This window comes from Micromonospora sp. FIMYZ51 (assembly GCF_038246755.1).
Lineage (GTDB): Bacteria > Actinomycetota > Actinomycetes > Mycobacteriales > Micromonosporaceae > Micromonospora.
In genome coordinates, this window is record NZ_CP134706.1 from 6,808,706 (window position 1) to 6,825,149 (window position 16,444).

General features: G+C 71.4%; 12 protein-coding genes. 7 read left to right on the forward strand and 5 right to left on the reverse strand.

Annotation, left to right across the window (positions count from 1 at the left end):
- Positions 1–57 precede the first annotated feature (57 nt).
- The gene (locus tag QQG74_RS30625; RefSeq protein WP_341718089.1) at positions 58–1,362 is read right to left on the reverse strand and encodes an NYN domain-containing protein; all 1,305 of its coding nucleotides are present in this window, start codon (positions 1,360–1,362) and stop codon (positions 58–60) included.
- An 88-nt stretch (positions 1,363–1,450) separates the two neighbouring features.
- On the opposite strand from QQG74_RS30625, the gene QQG74_RS30630 reads away from it, so the two are divergent.
- Both QQG74_RS30630 and QQG74_RS30635 read left to right on the forward strand, forming a co-directional pair.
- The gene (locus QQG74_RS30630; protein ID WP_341718090.1) at positions 1,451–2,398 is read left to right on the forward strand and encodes a DUF817 domain-containing protein; all 948 of its coding nucleotides are present in this window, start codon (positions 1,451–1,453) and stop codon (positions 2,396–2,398) included.
- 164 nt (positions 2,399–2,562) lie between these two features.
- Positions 2,563–8,028 (forward strand): carboxyl transferase domain-containing protein, encoded by a 5,466-nt coding sequence (locus QQG74_RS30635; protein ID WP_341718091.1) that lies wholly within the window; start codon positions 2,563–2,565, stop codon positions 8,026–8,028.
- Positions 8,029–8,101: 73 nt separating this feature from the next.
- Here the strand turns inward: QQG74_RS30635 and QQG74_RS30640 are convergent, their stop codons facing one another.
- The 3 genes from QQG74_RS30640 to QQG74_RS30650 form a co-directional block, all read right to left on the reverse strand.
- Positions 8,102–9,043 carry a hypothetical protein gene (locus tag QQG74_RS30640; RefSeq protein ID WP_341718092.1) on the reverse strand — a complete coding sequence of 314 codons (942 nt, stop codon included), beginning with the start codon at positions 9,041–9,043 and terminating at the stop codon, positions 8,102–8,104.
- 214 nt (positions 9,044–9,257) lie between these two features.
- Positions 9,258–10,415 (reverse strand): HAMP domain-containing sensor histidine kinase, encoded by a 1,158-nt coding sequence (locus tag QQG74_RS30645; RefSeq protein ID WP_341718093.1) that lies wholly within the window; start codon positions 10,413–10,415, stop codon positions 9,258–9,260.
- On the reverse strand, positions 10,412–11,068 hold the full coding sequence (locus tag QQG74_RS30650; RefSeq protein WP_341718094.1) for a response regulator transcription factor: 657 nt from the start codon (positions 11,066–11,068) through the stop codon (positions 10,412–10,414). The genes QQG74_RS30645 and QQG74_RS30650 overlap by 4 nt, the downstream gene beginning before the upstream one ends.
- Positions 11,069–11,227: 159 nt before the next feature.
- Between QQG74_RS30650 and QQG74_RS30655 the strand changes: the two genes are divergently transcribed.
- The 4 genes from QQG74_RS30655 to QQG74_RS30670 are packed head-to-tail and all read left to right on the forward strand — an operon-like array spanning position 11,228 to position 14,742.
- Positions 11,228–11,761 carry a hypothetical protein gene (locus QQG74_RS30655; RefSeq protein WP_341718095.1) on the forward strand — a complete coding sequence of 178 codons (534 nt, stop codon included), beginning with the start codon at positions 11,228–11,230 and terminating at the stop codon, positions 11,759–11,761.
- 14 nt (positions 11,762–11,775) lie between these two features.
- Positions 11,776–12,828, forward strand: a complete 1,053-nt coding sequence (locus QQG74_RS30660; protein ID WP_341718096.1) for a peptidoglycan-binding protein — start codon at positions 11,776–11,778, stop codon at positions 12,826–12,828.
- The gene (locus QQG74_RS30665) at positions 12,825–13,520 is read left to right on the forward strand and encodes an ABC transporter ATP-binding protein (RefSeq protein WP_341718097.1); all 696 of its coding nucleotides are present in this window, start codon (positions 12,825–12,827) and stop codon (positions 13,518–13,520) included. The genes QQG74_RS30660 and QQG74_RS30665 overlap by 4 nt, the downstream gene beginning before the upstream one ends.
- A 1-nt stretch (position 13,521) precedes the next feature.
- A complete protein-coding gene (locus QQG74_RS30670; protein WP_341718098.1) occupies positions 13,522–14,742 on the forward strand; it encodes an ABC transporter permease in 1,221 nt (406 codons plus the stop codon).
- A 51-nt stretch (positions 14,743–14,793) separates the two neighbouring features.
- Here QQG74_RS30670 and QQG74_RS30675 read toward each other — a convergent pair whose 3' ends face one another.
- Positions 14,794–14,925 (reverse strand): hypothetical protein, encoded by a 132-nt coding sequence (locus tag QQG74_RS30675; RefSeq protein WP_341718099.1) that lies wholly within the window; start codon positions 14,923–14,925, stop codon positions 14,794–14,796.
- 142 nt (positions 14,926–15,067) lie between these two features.
- Here QQG74_RS30675 and nhaA point away from each other — a divergent pair, with 142 nt between their 5' ends.
- Positions 15,068–16,384, forward strand: a complete 1,317-nt coding sequence (nhaA, locus tag QQG74_RS30680; RefSeq protein WP_341718100.1) for a Na+/H+ antiporter NhaA — start codon at positions 15,068–15,070, stop codon at positions 16,382–16,384.
- The last annotated feature ends 60 nt before the right edge of the window (positions 16,385–16,444 follow it).

Sequence of the window (16,444 nt, forward strand, 5' to 3'; positions counted from 1 at the left end):
GGCGGTACCGGGCGGGCCCGGTACCGCCACGTCGCCTGACGGACGCGGTCGACGGACTCAGTCGGTCGTCGACGGAGAACGTGGCGCCTGGTCCGCACCGGCACCGAGCCAGGCGCGGACGGTGGCGATCTCCTCGTCGGAGAGGGGCAGTTCGGCGGCCTCGGCGCGGTTGAGGACGTTGCCGATGAAACCCGCACCGATCTCGGCTGCGGTGGGTGGTGGCTGGCGGTGCAACGGGGCGCCGCCGAACGACGCGCCGCGCACGACGAACGCGACGGCGTTGCGGCTGACCGGCACGCCCTGGTCGCGTAGCTGGTCCCGACACCAGCTGGTGCACTGGGTCAGGTTGAACCGGTGGGACTGGGCGTAGTCGGCGAGCGTCTGGTAGATCGCCGGCCACCAGGACTCGGGCAGCCGGGGCAGGTCCAACTGGTCGACCAGGCGCTCGACGGGCTCCGGGAGCGCACCCTGCGGCGACGTGGCGGCGGCCTCGGGAGCCTCGTGGCGACTGTCGTCCCAGAGCAGGTGCTGCGACATGCGCAGGTTCGGCAGCGCCAGGCTCTGCACCGCCCGGGCGAAGCTGCCGAAACCGAACCAGCCGCTGGCGCTCACCGAGCGACCCAATTGGGTCCGCAGCCGGTAGGCCAGCGAGGCCATGTTCAGCGGCTCGGCCGCCCCGTCGTACTCGTGGGTGACGACCGAGCGGAACTCCTCGTACGCCTCGCGCTGGTCGGCGGCAGCTACCGCGCCGTCGCCTCCGCCGTCGAACTCGGTGCTCACCTCGTCGGCGGTGTCGTCGTCGAAGTCGACCGACTCGCCCTGGATCAGCGCCAGCAGATGCTGACTGCCCAGCACCTGGTCGGCGATGGAGGTGAAGGCCTCGGCCGCGTCGGCCGGCGAGACGATCATGGTCCGGCGGTCGGCGCGGCGCAGCCGTTGCAGCAGCGGCGTCATGTCGGAGTCGCCGGAGGCGATGACGAACTCGTCGTACCGGGTGTCGGCGGTGAGCGCGTCCAGGGCGTCGACCACGATCCTGATGTCGGCCGCGTTCTTGGTCCCGCTGTACCGCGGGCAGTCGATCACCTCGAAGCCGGCGCGGACGAACGAGGGCCGGAACCGGGAGAAGAACAGACGCGGCTGCTCACCCGTCGAATCCGGGTGGAAGACCCAGCCGGCCGGGTTGAGGTAGCAGCGCAGCACCAACCAGCGCCGGGGCGCCTGGATCGTCGAGGTGGTAGCCAGTTGGCGCAGCCAGCCGCCCGGGTCGGTCGCGAACTGGACCGCCACCTCCGGGTCCAGCTTGTAGAGCCCACCGAACACGTTGTCGAAGTCGAGGTAGAGCGCCGCTCGGGTGTGGCTCATGACGGCAACCTACCAACGTCGGGTCCGCGTACGGCCACGCCACCACCGGCGATCGGCATCCGGGCCAGCGGCGATAGCGTCTGGGTCGATGCGTACTCCTGGCGAACCGGCCGCCCTCACCACGGCCGAGCGCGCGATCGACGCCCGCTTCCGCTCCGCCCTGGGCCGGCTGCCCCGGCGCGGACCGGCCGGATGGCTCACCGAGTTCGTGGTGTTCGGGCTCAAGCAGGCGTGGGCGTGCGTCTTCGGCGCGGCGATGCTGGCGGTCATCCTCGCGGCGCACCTCTGGTACCCGGCGGAGGCGGCTCTCGCCCGCAACGACTTCCTGACGCTCGCCGCGGTCGCCATCCAGATCGCCATGGTCGCCGGGCGGCTGGAGACCGTACGCGAACTGCGGGTGGTGATCCTGTTCCACCTCGTCGGCACGGTCATGGAGGTGTTCAAGACACACATCGGCTCGTGGACCTACGAGCCCGACGGCCTGCTCCGGATCGGCGGCGTGCCGCTGTTCAGCGGCTTCATGTACGCCGCGGTCGGCTCCTACCTGGTCCGGGTGAACCGGCTGTTCGACCTGCGGTTCACCCGGTACCCGAGGCGGTGGCTGACCGCGCTGGTGGCGGTGGCGATCTATGTCAACTTCTTCACCAACCACTACGTCCAGGACGTCCGATGGCTGCTGATCGCGGTCGTCGCGCTGGTGTTCGGGCGCTGTGTCATGCAGTTCCGCATCTTCCGGTTCCACTTGCGGATGCCGCTGCTGCTGGCCTTTTTCCTCGTCGCCTTCTTCATCTGGCTGGCGGAGAACATCGCCACCTGGTCGAACGCCTGGCTCTATCCGACCCAGCTCGACGGCTGGCATCCGGTCTCGCCCTCGAAGCTCGCCTCCTGGTTCCTTCTCATGATCATCTCGGTGGTGCTGGTCACCTGGGTCGCACCGCCGCAGCCACCCGATCCGCCGACAGCGGACCAGCCACCTGGCCCGGCTCCGGAACGGGGCGGTAGAAATCACACCTCAGCCGGCCACTCAGTTGGTTGATCAGCGGCGGCTGCCAAAAGATTTTGTCGGGTTCCTACAACCCGGGCCGCTCCGGGTTCGGCGAATACGGTATGGCGCGGCCGGGCCGCAGGCAGAAAGGTGATGACTGCCGGGGGTCGACGTCCACCGGCGTTCGTCGTACGTCTACCGGAGGGGTCGCTCGGGTGTTCAGCCGTATCGCCATCGTCAACCGTGGTGAGGCCGCCATGCGGCTCATCCACGCGGTCCGAGAGCTGGCTGCGCAGACGGGAGCGCGGATCGAGACCGTCGCGCTCTACACCGACGTGGACCGTACCGCCACCTTCGTGCGCGCCGCCGACATCGCCTACGACCTCGGTCCCGCGTCCCGGCGTCCGTACCTGAACCTGAAGGTGCTCGAGCGTGCGTTGGTGGAGACCGGGGCCGACGCCGCCTGGGTCGGTTGGGGCTTCGTCGCCGAGGATCCGGCGTTCGCGGAGCTGTGCGAGAAGCTCGGTATCGCATTCGTCGGGCCGCACGCGGAGGCCATGCGGCAGCTCGGCGACAAGATCGGCGCGAAGCTGATCGCCGAGGAGGTCGGCGTGCCGGTGGCGCCGTGGAGCCGCGGCGCGGTCGAGAACCTGGACGCCGCACGATCCGCGGCGAGCCAGATCGGCTACCCGCTGATGCTCAAGGCGACCGCGGGCGGCGGCGGGCGCGGCATCCGTGTGATCAACAGCGAGGCCGAGTTGACCGACGCGTACGAGCGCACCAGCCAGGAGGCGGCCCGGGCGTTCGGCAGCGGCGTCGTCTTCCTGGAGCGCCTGGTCACCGGTGCCCGGCACGTCGAGGTACAGGTGATCGCCGACGGTCAGGGCACCGCGTGGGCGCTTGGCGTCCGGGACTGCTCGGTGCAGCGGCGCAACCAGAAGGTCATCGAGGAGTCGTCGTCACCGGTACTCAGCGCGGAGCAGGCGGCCGAACTGAAGGCGTCGGCCGAGCGGCTGGCCGTCGCGGTCGGCTACCGGGGCGCGGCGACCGTCGAGTTCCTCTACCACCCCGGCGACCGCATGTTCGCCTTCCTGGAGGTCAACACCCGTCTCCAGGTCGAACACCCGATCACCGAGGCGACCACCGGGTTCGACCTGGTCAAGGCACAGTTGCAGGTTGCGCTGGGTGAGCGGCTGGTGGGTACGCCGCCGGTGGAACGCGGGCACGCCATCGAGGCCCGGCTGAACGCCGAGGACCCGGACCGCGACTTCGCGCCCTCCCCCGGCCGGATCGCCCGGCTGGACCTGCCCGCCGGGCCGGGCATCCGGGTGGACACCGGGGTCAGCGAGGGTGACACCATCCCCGCCGACTTCGACTCGATGATTGCGAAGATCATCGCGTACGGCCGGGACCGCGACGAGGCGCTGGGCCGGCTACGCCGGGCGATGGCGGACACCACGGTGATCATCGAGGGCGGTGCCACGAACAAGAGTTTCGTGCTCGACCTGCTCGACCAGCCCGAGGTGATCGACGCCAGCGCGGACACCGGCTGGATCGACCGGGTCCGTGGCGAGGGCCGGCTCGTCGGGTACCGGCACTCCGCCGTCGCGCTGGCGGCGGCCGCCATCGAGGCGTACGAGGAAGAGGAGCGCGCCGAGCGGCAGCGGCTGCTGGACACGGCAGCCGGCGGTCGTCCGCAGGTGCGGCACGCCAGCGGCCGGCCGTTGGATCTCAAGCTGCGGGGCGCAACGTACCGCACCCGGGTGGCCCGTATCGGCGCCCACCGGTTCCGGGTCGGCATCGAGGCGGGCAGCACCGTCCGTACCGCAGACATCGAACTCGACCGCTTCGACCGGCACACCGGGCAGATCGTCGTCAACGGTGCCCGGTACCACCTGCTCACCGGGACGCACGGACCGGAACACCTGATCGAGGTGGACGGGGTGACGCACCGGGTCAGCCGGGACGAGGGCGGCGTCGTGCGCTCACCGATGCCCGCCCTGGTGGTCGCCACGCCGTTGGAGGTCGGCGCCGAAGTCGAGGCGGGCGCGCCGGTGCTGGTGCTGGAGGCCATGAAGATGGAAACGGTGCTGCGGGCACCGTTCCGGGCGCGGCTACGGGAATGTTCCGTCTCCGTCGGGAGCCAGGTGGAGGCCGGCGCGGCGCTGCTGCGCCTGGAGCCGCTCGCCGACGGGACCGCCGAGGCGGCCGAGGCGCCGACGGCCGCCGCGGTCGAGCTGGACCTGCCCACCGCGAACGGCAGCGTCCCGGCACCCGAACGCATCCGGCGCTGCCAGGAGGACCTGCGCGGCCTGCTGCTCGGCTTCGACGTCGACCCGCACGACGACCGTCGGGTGCTTGACGACTACCTCACCGCCCGGCAGGCCGCCATCTCCGACGGGCACCGGCCGCAGGCCGAGGAGATCGACCTCGTGAACGTCTTCGCCGACCTCGCCGAGCTGAGCCGCAACCGGCTGACGGGCGAGGACGGCGGTGCCCACGAGCACAGCGCCCGCGAGCACTTCCACACCTACCTCCAGAGCCTCGACGTGGAGCGGGCCGGACTGCCTGACGCGTTCCAGGCCAAGCTCTCCCGGGCGCTCGGCCACTACGGCGTCACGGAACTGGAGCGCTCCCCCGAACTTGAGGCCGCCGTCTTCCGGATCTTCCTCGCCCAGCAGCGCGGGTCCGCCGACGCCACGGTCGTCGTGGCGTTGCTGCGGGCCTGGCTGCGCGAACCGCCGCCGGACCAGACGCTGCGCGAGCCGGCCGGTCTGGCGCTGGAGCGGCTGGTCTCCGCTACCCAGGTCCGCTTCCCGGTGGTCGCCGACCTCGCGCGGGGCGTCGTCTTCGCCTGGTTCGCTCAGCCGCTGCTGCGTCGCAACCGGGCCCGCGTCTACGCCGAGGTACGCGGCCACCTGCGCCACCTCGACGCGCACCCGGACGCGCCGGACCGCGCCGAGCGGGTGGCGGCGATGGTCCGCAGCACCGAGCCGCTGGTCCGGCTGCTCGGCCAGCGGCTCGTCCGCGACCACCTGGACAACGCGGTCATGCTCGAAGTGCTGACCCGGCGGTACTACGGCAACAAGCGACTCAACGCGGTGCACACCCGAAACGTCGCCGGCTGCACCTTCGTGGTCGCCGAGCGGGCGGACTCCAGCGTGGTCTCCGCCGCGGTGAACTTCGACGCGCTGGGTGGTGCCCTGCGCGGGCTCGCCGAACTGGCGAGCGACGGGGACGCCATCGACGCCGACATCTACCTCGCCTGGGAGAACCAGCCCGAGGACTTCGACGCGACCGTCGCCGCGCTGCTCGACGTCATCAACGCGCACCCGCTGCCCCGCCAGGTGCACCGGCTCACCACCACCGTGGCGGGTCGCGGCGGAGCGGTGATGCACCACCACTTCACGTTCCGGCCGAGCAGCGCCGGGATGGCCGAGGAGCGGCTGATCCGCGGCCTGCACCCGTACATCGCCCAGCGGATGCAGCTGGAGCGGTTGCACAAGTTCGACCTGACCCGGCTGCCGTCGGCGGACGAGGAGGTCTACCTCTTCCAGTGCGTGGCCCGGGAGAACCCGTCCGACGAGCGCCTCGTCGCGTTCGCGCAGGTACGCGACCTGACCGAGCTGCGCGACCAGGAGGGCCGGCTGGCCGCCCTGCCGACGACCGAGGACACCGTCGCCGCCTGCCTCGACTCGATCCGCCGCGCGCAGTCGCGACGACCGTCGAAGACGCGCTTCAACACCAACCGGATCGTGATCTACGTCTGGCCGCCGAGCGAACTCACCCGCGCCGAGATGGAGATGATCGCCGGGCGGGTACGTCCGACGACCGCGGGTGCCGGGCTGGAGGAGATCCTGTTCATCGCGCGGCAGCGCGACCGCAGCACCGGTGAGCTGCTCAGGGTCGCCGTGCGGATCTCCTTCGACGGCACCGGCGGAGCCGAACTGGCGATCGGTGAACCACCTGTCGAACCGATCGAACCGATCGACGACTACCGACTCAAGGTGCTGCGGGCGAGCAGCCGCAACACCGTCTACCCGTACGAGCTGACCCGCCTGCTCGGCACCTTCGTCGAGCACGACCTCGACGACGACCACGCGCTGGTCCCGGTCGACCGGCCGAAGGGACGCAACAGCGCGGCCATCGTCGCCGGGGTGGTCAGCACGCCGACCTCGCGGCACCCGCAGGGCATCACCCGGGTCGTGCTGCTCGGCGATCCGACGAAATCGCTTGGTGCCCTCTCCGAGCCGGAGTGCCGGCGGGTGATCGCCGCCCTGGACCTGGCCGAGCGGATGCAGGTGCCGCTGGAGTGGTACGCCCTCTCCGCCGGGGCCCGGATCTCCATGACATCGGGCACGGAGAACATGGACTGGGTGGCGGCGGCGCTCAAGCGGATCGTCGAGTTCACCCAGGCCGGCGGCGAGATCAACATCGTGGTCGCGGGCATCACCGTCGGCGCCCAGCCGTACTGGAACGCCGAGGCGACGATGCTCATGCACACCAAGGGCATCCTGGTGATGACCCCGGACTCGGCGATGGTGCTCACCGGCAAGCAGTCGCTCGACTTCTCCGGCGGGGTCTCCGCCGAGGACAACTTCGGCATCGGCGGCTACGACCGGGTGATGGGCCCGAACGGGCAGGCGCAGTACTGGGCGCCGAACCTGACCGCCGCCCGGGACGTACTGATGGCGCACTACGACCACACCTACGTCGTACCGGGTGAGGCGGGGCCGCGCCCGACGACCACCAGCGACCCCGTCGACCGCGACATCTCCGACTTCCCGCACGCGGTGACCGGCAGCGAATTCAGCACCGTCGGCGAGATCTTCTCCAGCACGGCCAACCCGGAGCGGAAGAAGCCGTTCGACATCCGGACCGTGATGCGGGCGCTCGCCGACCAGGACCACCCGGTGCTGGAACGCTGGGCGGGCATGGCCGACGCGGAGACCGCGGTGGTGCAGGACGTGCATCTCGGCGGCATCCCGGTGTGCCTGCTCGGCATCGAGTCCCGGGCGGTTCCCCGACGCGGCTTCCCGCCCACCGACGGCCCGGACACCTACACGGCGGGCACGCTCTTCCCGCGCTCGTCGAAGAAGGCCGCACGGGCGATCAACGCGGCCAGCGGCAACCGCCCGCTTGTGGTGCTGGCGAACCTGTCCGGCTTCGACGGTTCACCCGAGTCGATGCGGAAGCTGCAACTGGAGTACGGCGCCGAGATCGGCCGGGCGATCGTGAACTTCCGCGGCCCGATCGTGTTCTGTGTGATCTCGCGCTACCACGGCGGCGCGTTCGTGGTCTTCTCGAAGGCGTTGAACCCCAACATGACCGTGCTGGCCCTGGAAGGCTCCTTCGCCTCGGTGCTCGGCGGCGCACCGGCGGCGGCCGTCGTCTTCGCCGGTGAGGTCAAGTCGCGCACCGCGGCCGACCCACGGGTACGCGAACTGGAGGCCCGGGTGGCAGCCGCCAGCGGTGCCGACCGCGCCGCGTTGACCGCCGAACTCGACGAACTTCGCTCCTCGGTGCACGCCGAGAAGCTCGGCGAGGTGGCCACGGAGTTCGATCAGGTGCACAACATCCAGCGCGCCGTCGAGGTCGGCTCCGTCGACGCGGTCATCCGCGCCGCCGAACTCCGCCCCCGGGTGATCAACACCATCAAGGCCCACCTCCCCCAGCCCTGACCACCTGACACACCCCGTATACCCACCGGGTCCCGGCCGTCGAAGGGCGGCCGGGACCCGGTGCGGGAAACCGTCAGGCGGCGTCGACAGCCGTGATGGAGAAGGTGGTGGCGTTGTCGGACGGGTCGAGGTCCAGCGGCGGCTGCGGTTGCCACGGGTCGGTCTGGACCTCGATGCCGGCCTCGCCCAGGTGGCCGAGTGGCGTGTCGGCCGGCCCGGTGAAGATGAGATCGAAGCTGCGCTGCTCACCCTCCATCAACTGGCCGCCCGGTACGCAGAAGTGGGCGCAGCCGTCGAACGGGTCGGTCTGCATCTCGTAGACGCCGGGCGGCAGGTTGCTCGTGATCAGGTAGTGCGCGTGGTGCGGCGCGTCGGTGCGGTAGCCCACGGTGATCGGCAGGCGGCCCTCGAAGGTGCCGTCCGGCTGCCGGACCAGGGTCAGGTCGCCGGTGGTGATGCCCGCATCCGGCTGGGTGTCCCGGACGTACGGCTGGGGGTCCTTGAGCGACCCGGTGGCGGACCGGAAGCGGGTCCGGAAGGTCTCGTCGGTGACCACCTGGCCGTCGACGGTCACCGCGAGTCGCCCCTTGCGGGCCTTCATGGCGTACGGCTGGACCGTGGTCAGGACCTCGAAGTCGATGGTGAAGTCGCGCACCTCACCGGGCTGGAGCTCGCCGCCCGGCACGTCGCACTCGACCCGGATCCGACCGTCCGACAGCCGCTTGCCCCCGCTGTAGCAGGTGATCCCCCACTCGTCGTTCTGATAGGAGCCGGGGATCGGTTCGGTGATGACGTAGCGGGCCCGCCCCGGTGCCGAGCCCTGGTAGGTCAGCTGGACGTCGAGGGAGCCGCGGTAGCCGAAGTCGGTCGGCTCCAGGACGAGCCGGTCGGCCACAACGGCGGTCGAGGCGGCGTCGGCCGGTGCCGGCGCGGCCTGGGCGGCCGGGATCCCGACCGAGAGCGCGGTGGCGAGCCCGAGCAGGCTGGCCAGCAGGGCGGGTGGTCTGAAACGCATGGAAACTCCCCGTGGTGTGGCGATCGGACGAGGACCGGACGGGCAATCGCCTTCGTCGATCCACGAGCCGAATCATGCCAGTCACCACCTCGGTCGCGCTGTCCCGCCCGATTCGCGCTGAACACCGCTGGACACCGCTGGGTGCCGCTGGGTGCCGCTGGGCACCGCTGGGTTCCGCTGGGCATCGCTGGGCACCGCTGGGCACCGACCACGCTCAGGCCGGCGGCAGCGACACCGTGACGGTCAGGCCACCGCTGGGACGCGGTTCGGCCTGGACGGTGCCGCCGTGCGCGCGGGCCACCGCCCGCACGATCGACAGCCCCAGCCCGAAGCCCCGGGCGCCGGCCAGCCGTTCCCGACCCAGCCGCCGGAACGGCTGGAACATCGTCTCCACGTCGTAGCCGGGCACCACCGGACCGGTGTTGGTCACCACGAGCGTCGGCCGTCCGGCCGGGGTCCCGGTCCGCACCTCCACCCAGCCGTCGGCCGGCACGTTGTGCCGTAACGCGTTCTCCACCAGGTTGAACGTCAGCCGCTCCAACAGCACCGGGTCTCCCACCGTGCCGGCCGGACCCAGCGCCCGGCGTACCGGGACGCCGGGCGCGGTCGCCCCCGCCTGGTCGATCACGTACGCGGCGACCTCGGCCAGGTCCACCCTGGTCCGTTCGGTCAGCTCGTTCTCCGAGTCGGCGAGCGTGAGCAGGCCGTCGATCAGCCGCTCGTGCCGCTCGTTCACCGCCAGCAACGCCTCACCGAGGCGACGCACGTCGGCCGAGGCGTCCGGCCGGCTCACCGCCAACTCCACAAGCGCCCGGTTGATCGTCAGCGGGGTACGCAGTTCGTGGGAGGCGTTCGCCACGAACCGCCGTTGCCCGTCGAAGGAGCGGTCCAACCGCTCCAGCATCTGGTCGAACGTGTCGGCGAGTTCGCGTACCTCGTCACGGGGGCCGGTAAGCGCGATCCGCTCGTGCAGCCCACGGCCTGCGGAGTTCGCGCCCGCGATGCGGCGGGCCGTTCCGGTGATCTGGTGCAGGGGTTGCAGGGCCCGGCCCGCGATCAGCCAACCGATCACGACCGCCGCCGCCGAGACCACCACCAACGCGAGTCCGCCCTGGGTGAGCAGTGACTCCAGGGCATCCCGCTTCGCCTCGCGCTGCACGTCCTGGATCAACAACCGGACCTGATCGAAGCTCTGCTCGGTGGGCAGGATGCGGGTGGGCACCGTATGCCGCTCCTGGAACCCGGCCTGGAGTCCCTGCGTCGTCCGCTGGTCCACCAGCACGTACGTGACGCCGAGCAGGACGATGCCGGCGAGCAGGAAGAGTCCGCCGTAGACCAGGGTGAGGCGGGCACGAAGGGTGAGACGCTTCATCGGATCTGGTACCCCACTCCGGGCACGGTCTCCACCACCGGCGGGTCGCCGAGCTTGCGCCGCAGCTTCATGACGGTGACCCGTACCACGTTTGTGAACGGGTCGATGTGCTCGTCCCAGACCCGTTCCAGCAGTTCCTCGGCGGAGACCACCGCGCCGTCCGCGCGCAGAAGTTCGGCCAGCACCGCGAACTCCTTGCGGGTCAGCCGCACGTGCCGGCCGTCGCGGTGCACCTCGCGGCGGGCCGGTTCGAGCACGATCCCGCCCCGGCGCAGTGCCGGTGGTGCGGCCGGGCCGACCCGTCGGGTCAGCGCGTGCACCCGGGCGGCCAGTTCCACAAGCGCGAACGGCTTCACCAGGTAGTCGTCGGCACCGAGCGCGAGGCCGGCCACCCGGTCGCGGACCGCCGCCGCCGCGGTGAGCATCAGCACCCTGGTGTCGCCACCGGCGTCGACGATCGCCCGGCACACGTCATCGCCGTGTATTACCGGCAGGTCCCGGTCGAGCACGACCACCGCGTACGCGTTCACGCCGAGCCGTTCCAGCGCGCCATCCCCGTCGTACGCGACGTCCACCGCGAACGCCTCCCGGCGCAGCCACTCCGCGATGGCGTCCGCCAACACGTCCTCGTCCTCCACCACCAGCACTCGCATCCGTCAATGGTGCCGTCAGCGGCGGTAACGCCGGCGTAAACAGGTTCGGTTACGCCCGCGATACGCGGCGTGGGCTGGACTGGCCGGGTCGTCCGGCGACTGCACCGGACGCACCGTCCGGCGAAGGCCGCCGGACGACGGGAAAGAAGGACACCGACAATGCGACGGAGAACTCTCCTGCTCCCCGTACTGCTGGCGCTCATCCTGGCCGGATGCGCCGGCCAGGGCGACGACGGGACCGGGGTGGCCACGGCCGGCGGTGCCGACGCCACGCCCTCCGCCTCCGCGAGTGACGGGACCGACCACAGCGACCGCGAGAAACGGCTCGCATTCGCCCGGTGCATGCGGGAGAACGGCGTGGAGATGCCCGATCCCGACGGCGACGGAGGGCTGCTGTTCCGTTCCGACGGCAGCACGGACCACAACAAGATCGAGGCGGCCATGGCGGAGTGCCGCGAGTTGCTGCCCAACGGCGGCGAGCCGCCCCGACTCAACGCAGAGCAGCTCGAACAGATGCGGACGATGGCCAGGTGTATGCGGGAGAACGGCGTACCGGACTTCCCGGACCCGGCACCGGACGGTCGGATCCAGGTCGATCGAAACAAGTTCCGGTCCGACCTGGACGATTCGACGTTCAAGGCGGCGATGGAGAAGTGCCGGCAGCACGTGCCGCAGTTCGGCGGCGGTCGGTGAGCCGGTCGGTCCGGATGCGCAGCGTCGTGGGCGGGGTGGCCCTGCTGGGCGTCGTCGCGGCCGGGGTGGCCGCCGCGATCGGCTTCGGTGGCGGCGCAGCCGGTGACCCCGCCGGCGCCGGTACCGCGCCGCCGGCCAGCGCCACCGTCACCCGGCAGACCCTCGCCGACGCGGAGACCGTCGACGGCGAACTCGGGTACGGCCCGAGTCGGACCGCCGCCTCCCGGCTGCCCGGCACGATCACCGCGCTACCGGAGACCGGCACCACCGTCCGGCGCGGCAAGGCGCTCTACGCCGTCGACGGTGACCCGGTGCTGCTCCTGTACGGCAAGGTGCCCGCATACCGGACCCTCCAGTCCGGCGTCGAGGGCCCGGACGTCAAGCAGTTGGAGCGGAACCTGAAGGCGCTCGGCTACACCGGTTTCACCGTGGACGACGAGTACACCTCGGCCACCGCCGACGCGGTCCGGGCCTGGCAGGACGATCTCGACGTGGCCGAGACCGGCCGGGTCGAGCTGGGCCGGATCGTCTTCGCCGACGGTCCGGTCCGGATCGAGGCGCACCAGCTCGACGTGGGCGCGGCGGTCCAGCCCGGCCAGGCGGTGCTCACCTACACCGGCACCGATCGGCTGGTCACCACGGAACTCGACGTCGACGACCAGCGCCTGGCCGAACGGGGCGCGCCGGCCGAGATCACCCTGCCCGACGGCCGATCGGTGGTGGGAAAGGTCAGCACGGTCGAGACGGTCGTCGCGAGCGGCACGACTGCCGACGCCGGCACCGAGACGAAGATCGAGGTGGTTCTCACCGTCGCCGACCAGAAGGCGCTGGCCGGCTTCGACCGCGCCTCCGCCGAGGTGAGGTTCACCGTAAGCGAGCGCACCGACGTCCTTACCGTGCCGGTTGCCGCGCTGCTGGCGCTGGCCGAGGGCGGGTACGGGCTGGAGATCCTGGACGCGGGGTCGAGCCGGATCGTCGCGGTCACCACCGGGTTGTTCGCCGACGGCCGGGTCGAGGTCACCGGCGACGGCGTCACCGAGGGTACGACCGTCGGGATGCCGCGATGAGCGGGGACGTGATCGTGCTCGACCAGGTCGGCAAGCGGTACGCGGGCGACGTGGTCGCCCTCGCCGACGTGTCGCTGCGGGTCGGCCATGGCGAGTTGGTGGCGATCGTCGGGCCGTCCGGCTCGGGCAAGTCGACAATGCTCAACGTGATCGGCACGCTGGACCGGCCGACCTCGGGCACCGTGCTTATCGACGGGCACGACGTGGCGCGGCTGACCGACCGGCAGCTCTCCGCGCTCCGGGCCACCCGGATCGGCTTCGTGTTTCAGCAGTTCCACCTGGCCCCGGGCGTACCGGTGCTCGACAACGTGGCGGACGGGCTGCTCTACGCGGGCGTACCCCGGCGCCAGCGGCGGCAGCGCGCGGAGGCCGCGCTGCACCGCGTCGGCCTCGGCCACCGGCTCGGTCACCGGCCGCACCAGCTCTCCGGCGGCGAGCGGCAGCGGGTCGCGGTGGCCCGCGCGGTCGTCGGCGAGCCGGCCGTACTGCTTGCCGACGAGCCGACCGGCAACCTCGACACCAGCTCCGGTACGGCCGTGCTCGACCTGCTGCACGGGTTGCACCGGGCCGGCACCACGGTCGTCGTGATCACGCACGATCGGGAGATCGCCGCCGGCCTGCCCCGTCAGGTGCAGATGCGCGACGGGCGGCTGTGCGCCGACTCGCGGCCGGTGCCGAGCGGGGTGAGTTGAGATGACGCTGCTCTCCCCGGGCCGTACGCCCCGACTCGTTCCGGCCCGGCTGCCGGCGGCGGACGTCGTCCGCGTCGGCGGGATCGGGTTGCGGACCCGGCCGCTCCGGGCGTTCCTCTCGGCACTGGGCATCGCCATCGGCATCGCCGCGATGATCGCCGTGGTCGGGATCTCGTCGTCGTCGCGGGCCGAGCTGGATCGCACCCTCGCCGCGCTCGGCACCAACCTGCTGACCGTGTCACCCGGGCGGACGCTCTTCGGCGGGGACGCGCAGCTTCCGCCCGAGGCGGTGGCGATGATCGGCCGGATCGGCCCGGTGACCCGGGCGACGGCCACCGGCCAGGTCGACGGCAACGTCTACCGGACCGACCGGATCCCGGCGGCGGAGACCGGCGGCCTCGCCGTCCGGGCGGCGCAGCTCGGGCTGCTGGAGACCGTCGGGGTCGAGGTGGCGAGCGGCACCTGGCTCAACGCGGCCACCGCCCGGTACCCGGCCGTGGTGCTCGGTGCGACCGCTGCGCAGCGGCTCGGGCTTGCCGCTGCCGGGCCGGACGTGCGGGTCTGGCTCGGTGGCCGCTGGTTCACCGTGGTCGGCATCCTCGCCCCGGCACCGCTCGCACCGGAGCTGGACAGCTCGGCCCTGGTCGGGTGGGAGGTCGCGAGCAGCCGGCTGGGCTTCGACGGCCATCCGACCACCGTCTACACCCGTACCGAGGCCGACCAGGTCGAGGCGGTCCGCGCGGTGCTCGGGGCAACGGCCAACCCGGAGGCACCGAACGAGGTCGACGTCTCGCGTCCGTCGGACGCCCTGGCCGCTACCCGGGCCACCGACGCGACGTTCACCGCCCTGCTGCTCGGCCTGGGCGCGGTGGCCCTGCTCGTCGGCGGGGTCGGGGTGGCCAACACCATGGTCATCTCGGTCCTGGAACGGCGGGCCGAGATCGGCCTGCGCCGTTCGCTCGGTGCCACCCGGGGACAGATCCGCACCCAGTTCCTCGCCGAGTCGCTGCTGCTGTCGGCGCTCGGCGGAACCGGCGGGGTGCTGCTCGGCATCCTGGTCACCGCCGGCTACGCCCGCTGGCAGGGTTGGCCGACCGTGGTGCCGGCGTGGGCCACGCTCGGCGGCGTCGCCGCCACGCTGGTGATCGGCGGGCTCGCCGGCCTCTATCCGGCGATCCGCGCCTCCCGCCTGGCACCCACCGAAGCGCTCGCCACCGGGTAGCAGCGGGCCCCCGGTGCCACGCCCGGCACCGGGGGCCTTCGGTGCGGTGCGTCAGCGATCGAGTTGGAGGCGGTCCCACGCGGCGACGGTCAGCGCGGCGAAGCCGACGGGCATGGCGGCGACCAGAACGAGCTGGGCGGGAGAGACGGTTTCGGACGAGGGCGGTGACGATATCGAAGTCACAGCACGATGCGAGCCCCTAACATTCTGCTGGTCGATGGTCGCCGAGAAGCCGCATGCCCGGCCGCCAGATAGAGTGATGACCGGTGTGCCGGGAAGCCTGGTCGGCAGAGATTAATGATCAATCCGACCTCCCGGAGCATTGATGAGAAACTCCTTCCCTCGTGGAAGACGCCTGTTCAGCCGCGGCACATGGCCCGAGGTCAGCCGGATCGCCGGCATCCTGCGGCAGGAGACAGTGGGCGGCGGGCTGCTGCTCGCCGGAGCAGTGCTCGCCCTCGTCTGGGCCAACTCACCATGGTCGGATACGTACCAGTCGGTGCGCTCATACACCGTGGGGCCAGCGGCACTACACCTCGACCTGTCGCTGGCCACCTGGGCAGCGGACGGCCTGCTCGCGATCTTCTTCTTCGTTGCCGGGCTGGAACTCAAACGCGAGTTCGTTGCCGGTGACCTGCGAAACCCGGTCCGCGCCGCAGTGCCGATCATGGCGGCGGTGGGTGGCGTCGTCGTACCTGCCCTCTTCTTCGTCCTGATCAACCTGCGTGATGGTGGGGACGCCCTGCGCGGCTGGGCGATCCCCACGGCCACGGACATCGCGTTCGCGTTGGCGGTGCTCGCGGTCGTCGGCCGGCACCTGCCGATCGCGATGCGGATCTTCCTGCTCACGCTCGCGGTGGTCGACGACCTGATCGCGATCATCATCATCGCGGTGTTCTACACGGTGAACCTCGCCGTCGTTCCGCTGTTGGCGGCACTGCTCCCGCTGGCGCTCTTCGCGGTGCTGGTCCAGCGCAGGGTCCGGTCCTGGTGGTTGCTGCTCCCGTTGGCCGCCGCCACCTGGGTCCTGGTGCACGAGTCGGGCGTGCACGCCACCGTCGCCGGGGTGCTGCTGGCCTTCACCGTTCCCGTGGGACGCCCGGGCCCGGACGGGATTCCGGCGGACAAGTGTCTCGCCGAGGCGTTCGAGCACCGTCTCCGGCCCATCTCGGCGGGGCTCGCCGTGCCGATCTTCGCGCTGATGTCGGCCGGGGTCACGATCGGTGGCCTGAGCGGCCTCGCCGACTCGCTGAGCGACCCCGTCGCCATCGGCATCGTGGCGGGTCTGATCGCGGGCAAGGCGGTCGGTATCACCCTGTTCACCTGGATCGTCTCCCGCGTCACCCGTACGCCCCTCGGGTCGGGCATGAACTGGACGGACGTTCTCGGCCTGTCGATGCTGGCCGGCATCGGGTTCACGGTTTCCCTGCTGATCGGGGAGTTGGCTTTCGGCGCCGGAACCCCGCAGGACGACAACGTCAAGATCGCCGTGCTCACCGGAAGTCTCATCGCGGCCCTGCTGGCAACCGTCGTCCTGCGGCTGCGCAACCGGACCCACCGACGCATCCGGGAGATCGAAACCGCCGACCTGGACCGCGACGGCGTTCCGGACATCTACCAACGCCGGCCCGGACAGGCCTGAGCAACCGCCACGATCGGCGTCTCTCAGGTCGTGGACGACCTGCCCGGTGGTCCGAGTCGG

Coding starts and splice junctions, on each gene's coding strand:
- QQG74_RS30640 (WP_341718092.1), bottom strand. CDS start 9,043: ATGCGTTTCAGACCACCCGCCCTGCTGGCCAGCCTGCTCGGGCTCGCC.
- QQG74_RS30630 (WP_341718090.1), top strand. CDS start 1,451: ATGCGTACTCCTGGCGAACCGGCCGCCCTCACCACGGCCGAGCGCGCG.
- QQG74_RS30625 (WP_341718089.1), bottom strand. CDS start 1,362: ATGAGCCACACCCGAGCGGCGCTCTACCTCGACTTCGACAACGTGTTC.
- QQG74_RS30670 (WP_341718098.1), top strand. CDS start 13,522: ATGACGCTGCTCTCCCCGGGCCGTACGCCCCGACTCGTTCCGGCCCGG.
- nhaA (WP_341718100.1), top strand. CDS start 15,068: ATGAGAAACTCCTTCCCTCGTGGAAGACGCCTGTTCAGCCGCGGCACA.
- QQG74_RS30655 (WP_341718095.1), top strand. CDS start 11,228: ATGCGACGGAGAACTCTCCTGCTCCCCGTACTGCTGGCGCTCATCCTG.
- QQG74_RS30660 (WP_341718096.1), top strand. CDS start 11,776: ATGCGCAGCGTCGTGGGCGGGGTGGCCCTGCTGGGCGTCGTCGCGGCC.
- QQG74_RS30645 (WP_341718093.1), bottom strand. CDS start 10,415: ATGAAGCGTCTCACCCTTCGTGCCCGCCTCACCCTGGTCTACGGCGGA.
- QQG74_RS30650 (WP_341718094.1), bottom strand. CDS start 11,068: ATGCGAGTGCTGGTGGTGGAGGACGAGGACGTGTTGGCGGACGCCATC.
- QQG74_RS30665 (WP_341718097.1), top strand. CDS start 12,825: ATGAGCGGGGACGTGATCGTGCTCGACCAGGTCGGCAAGCGGTACGCG.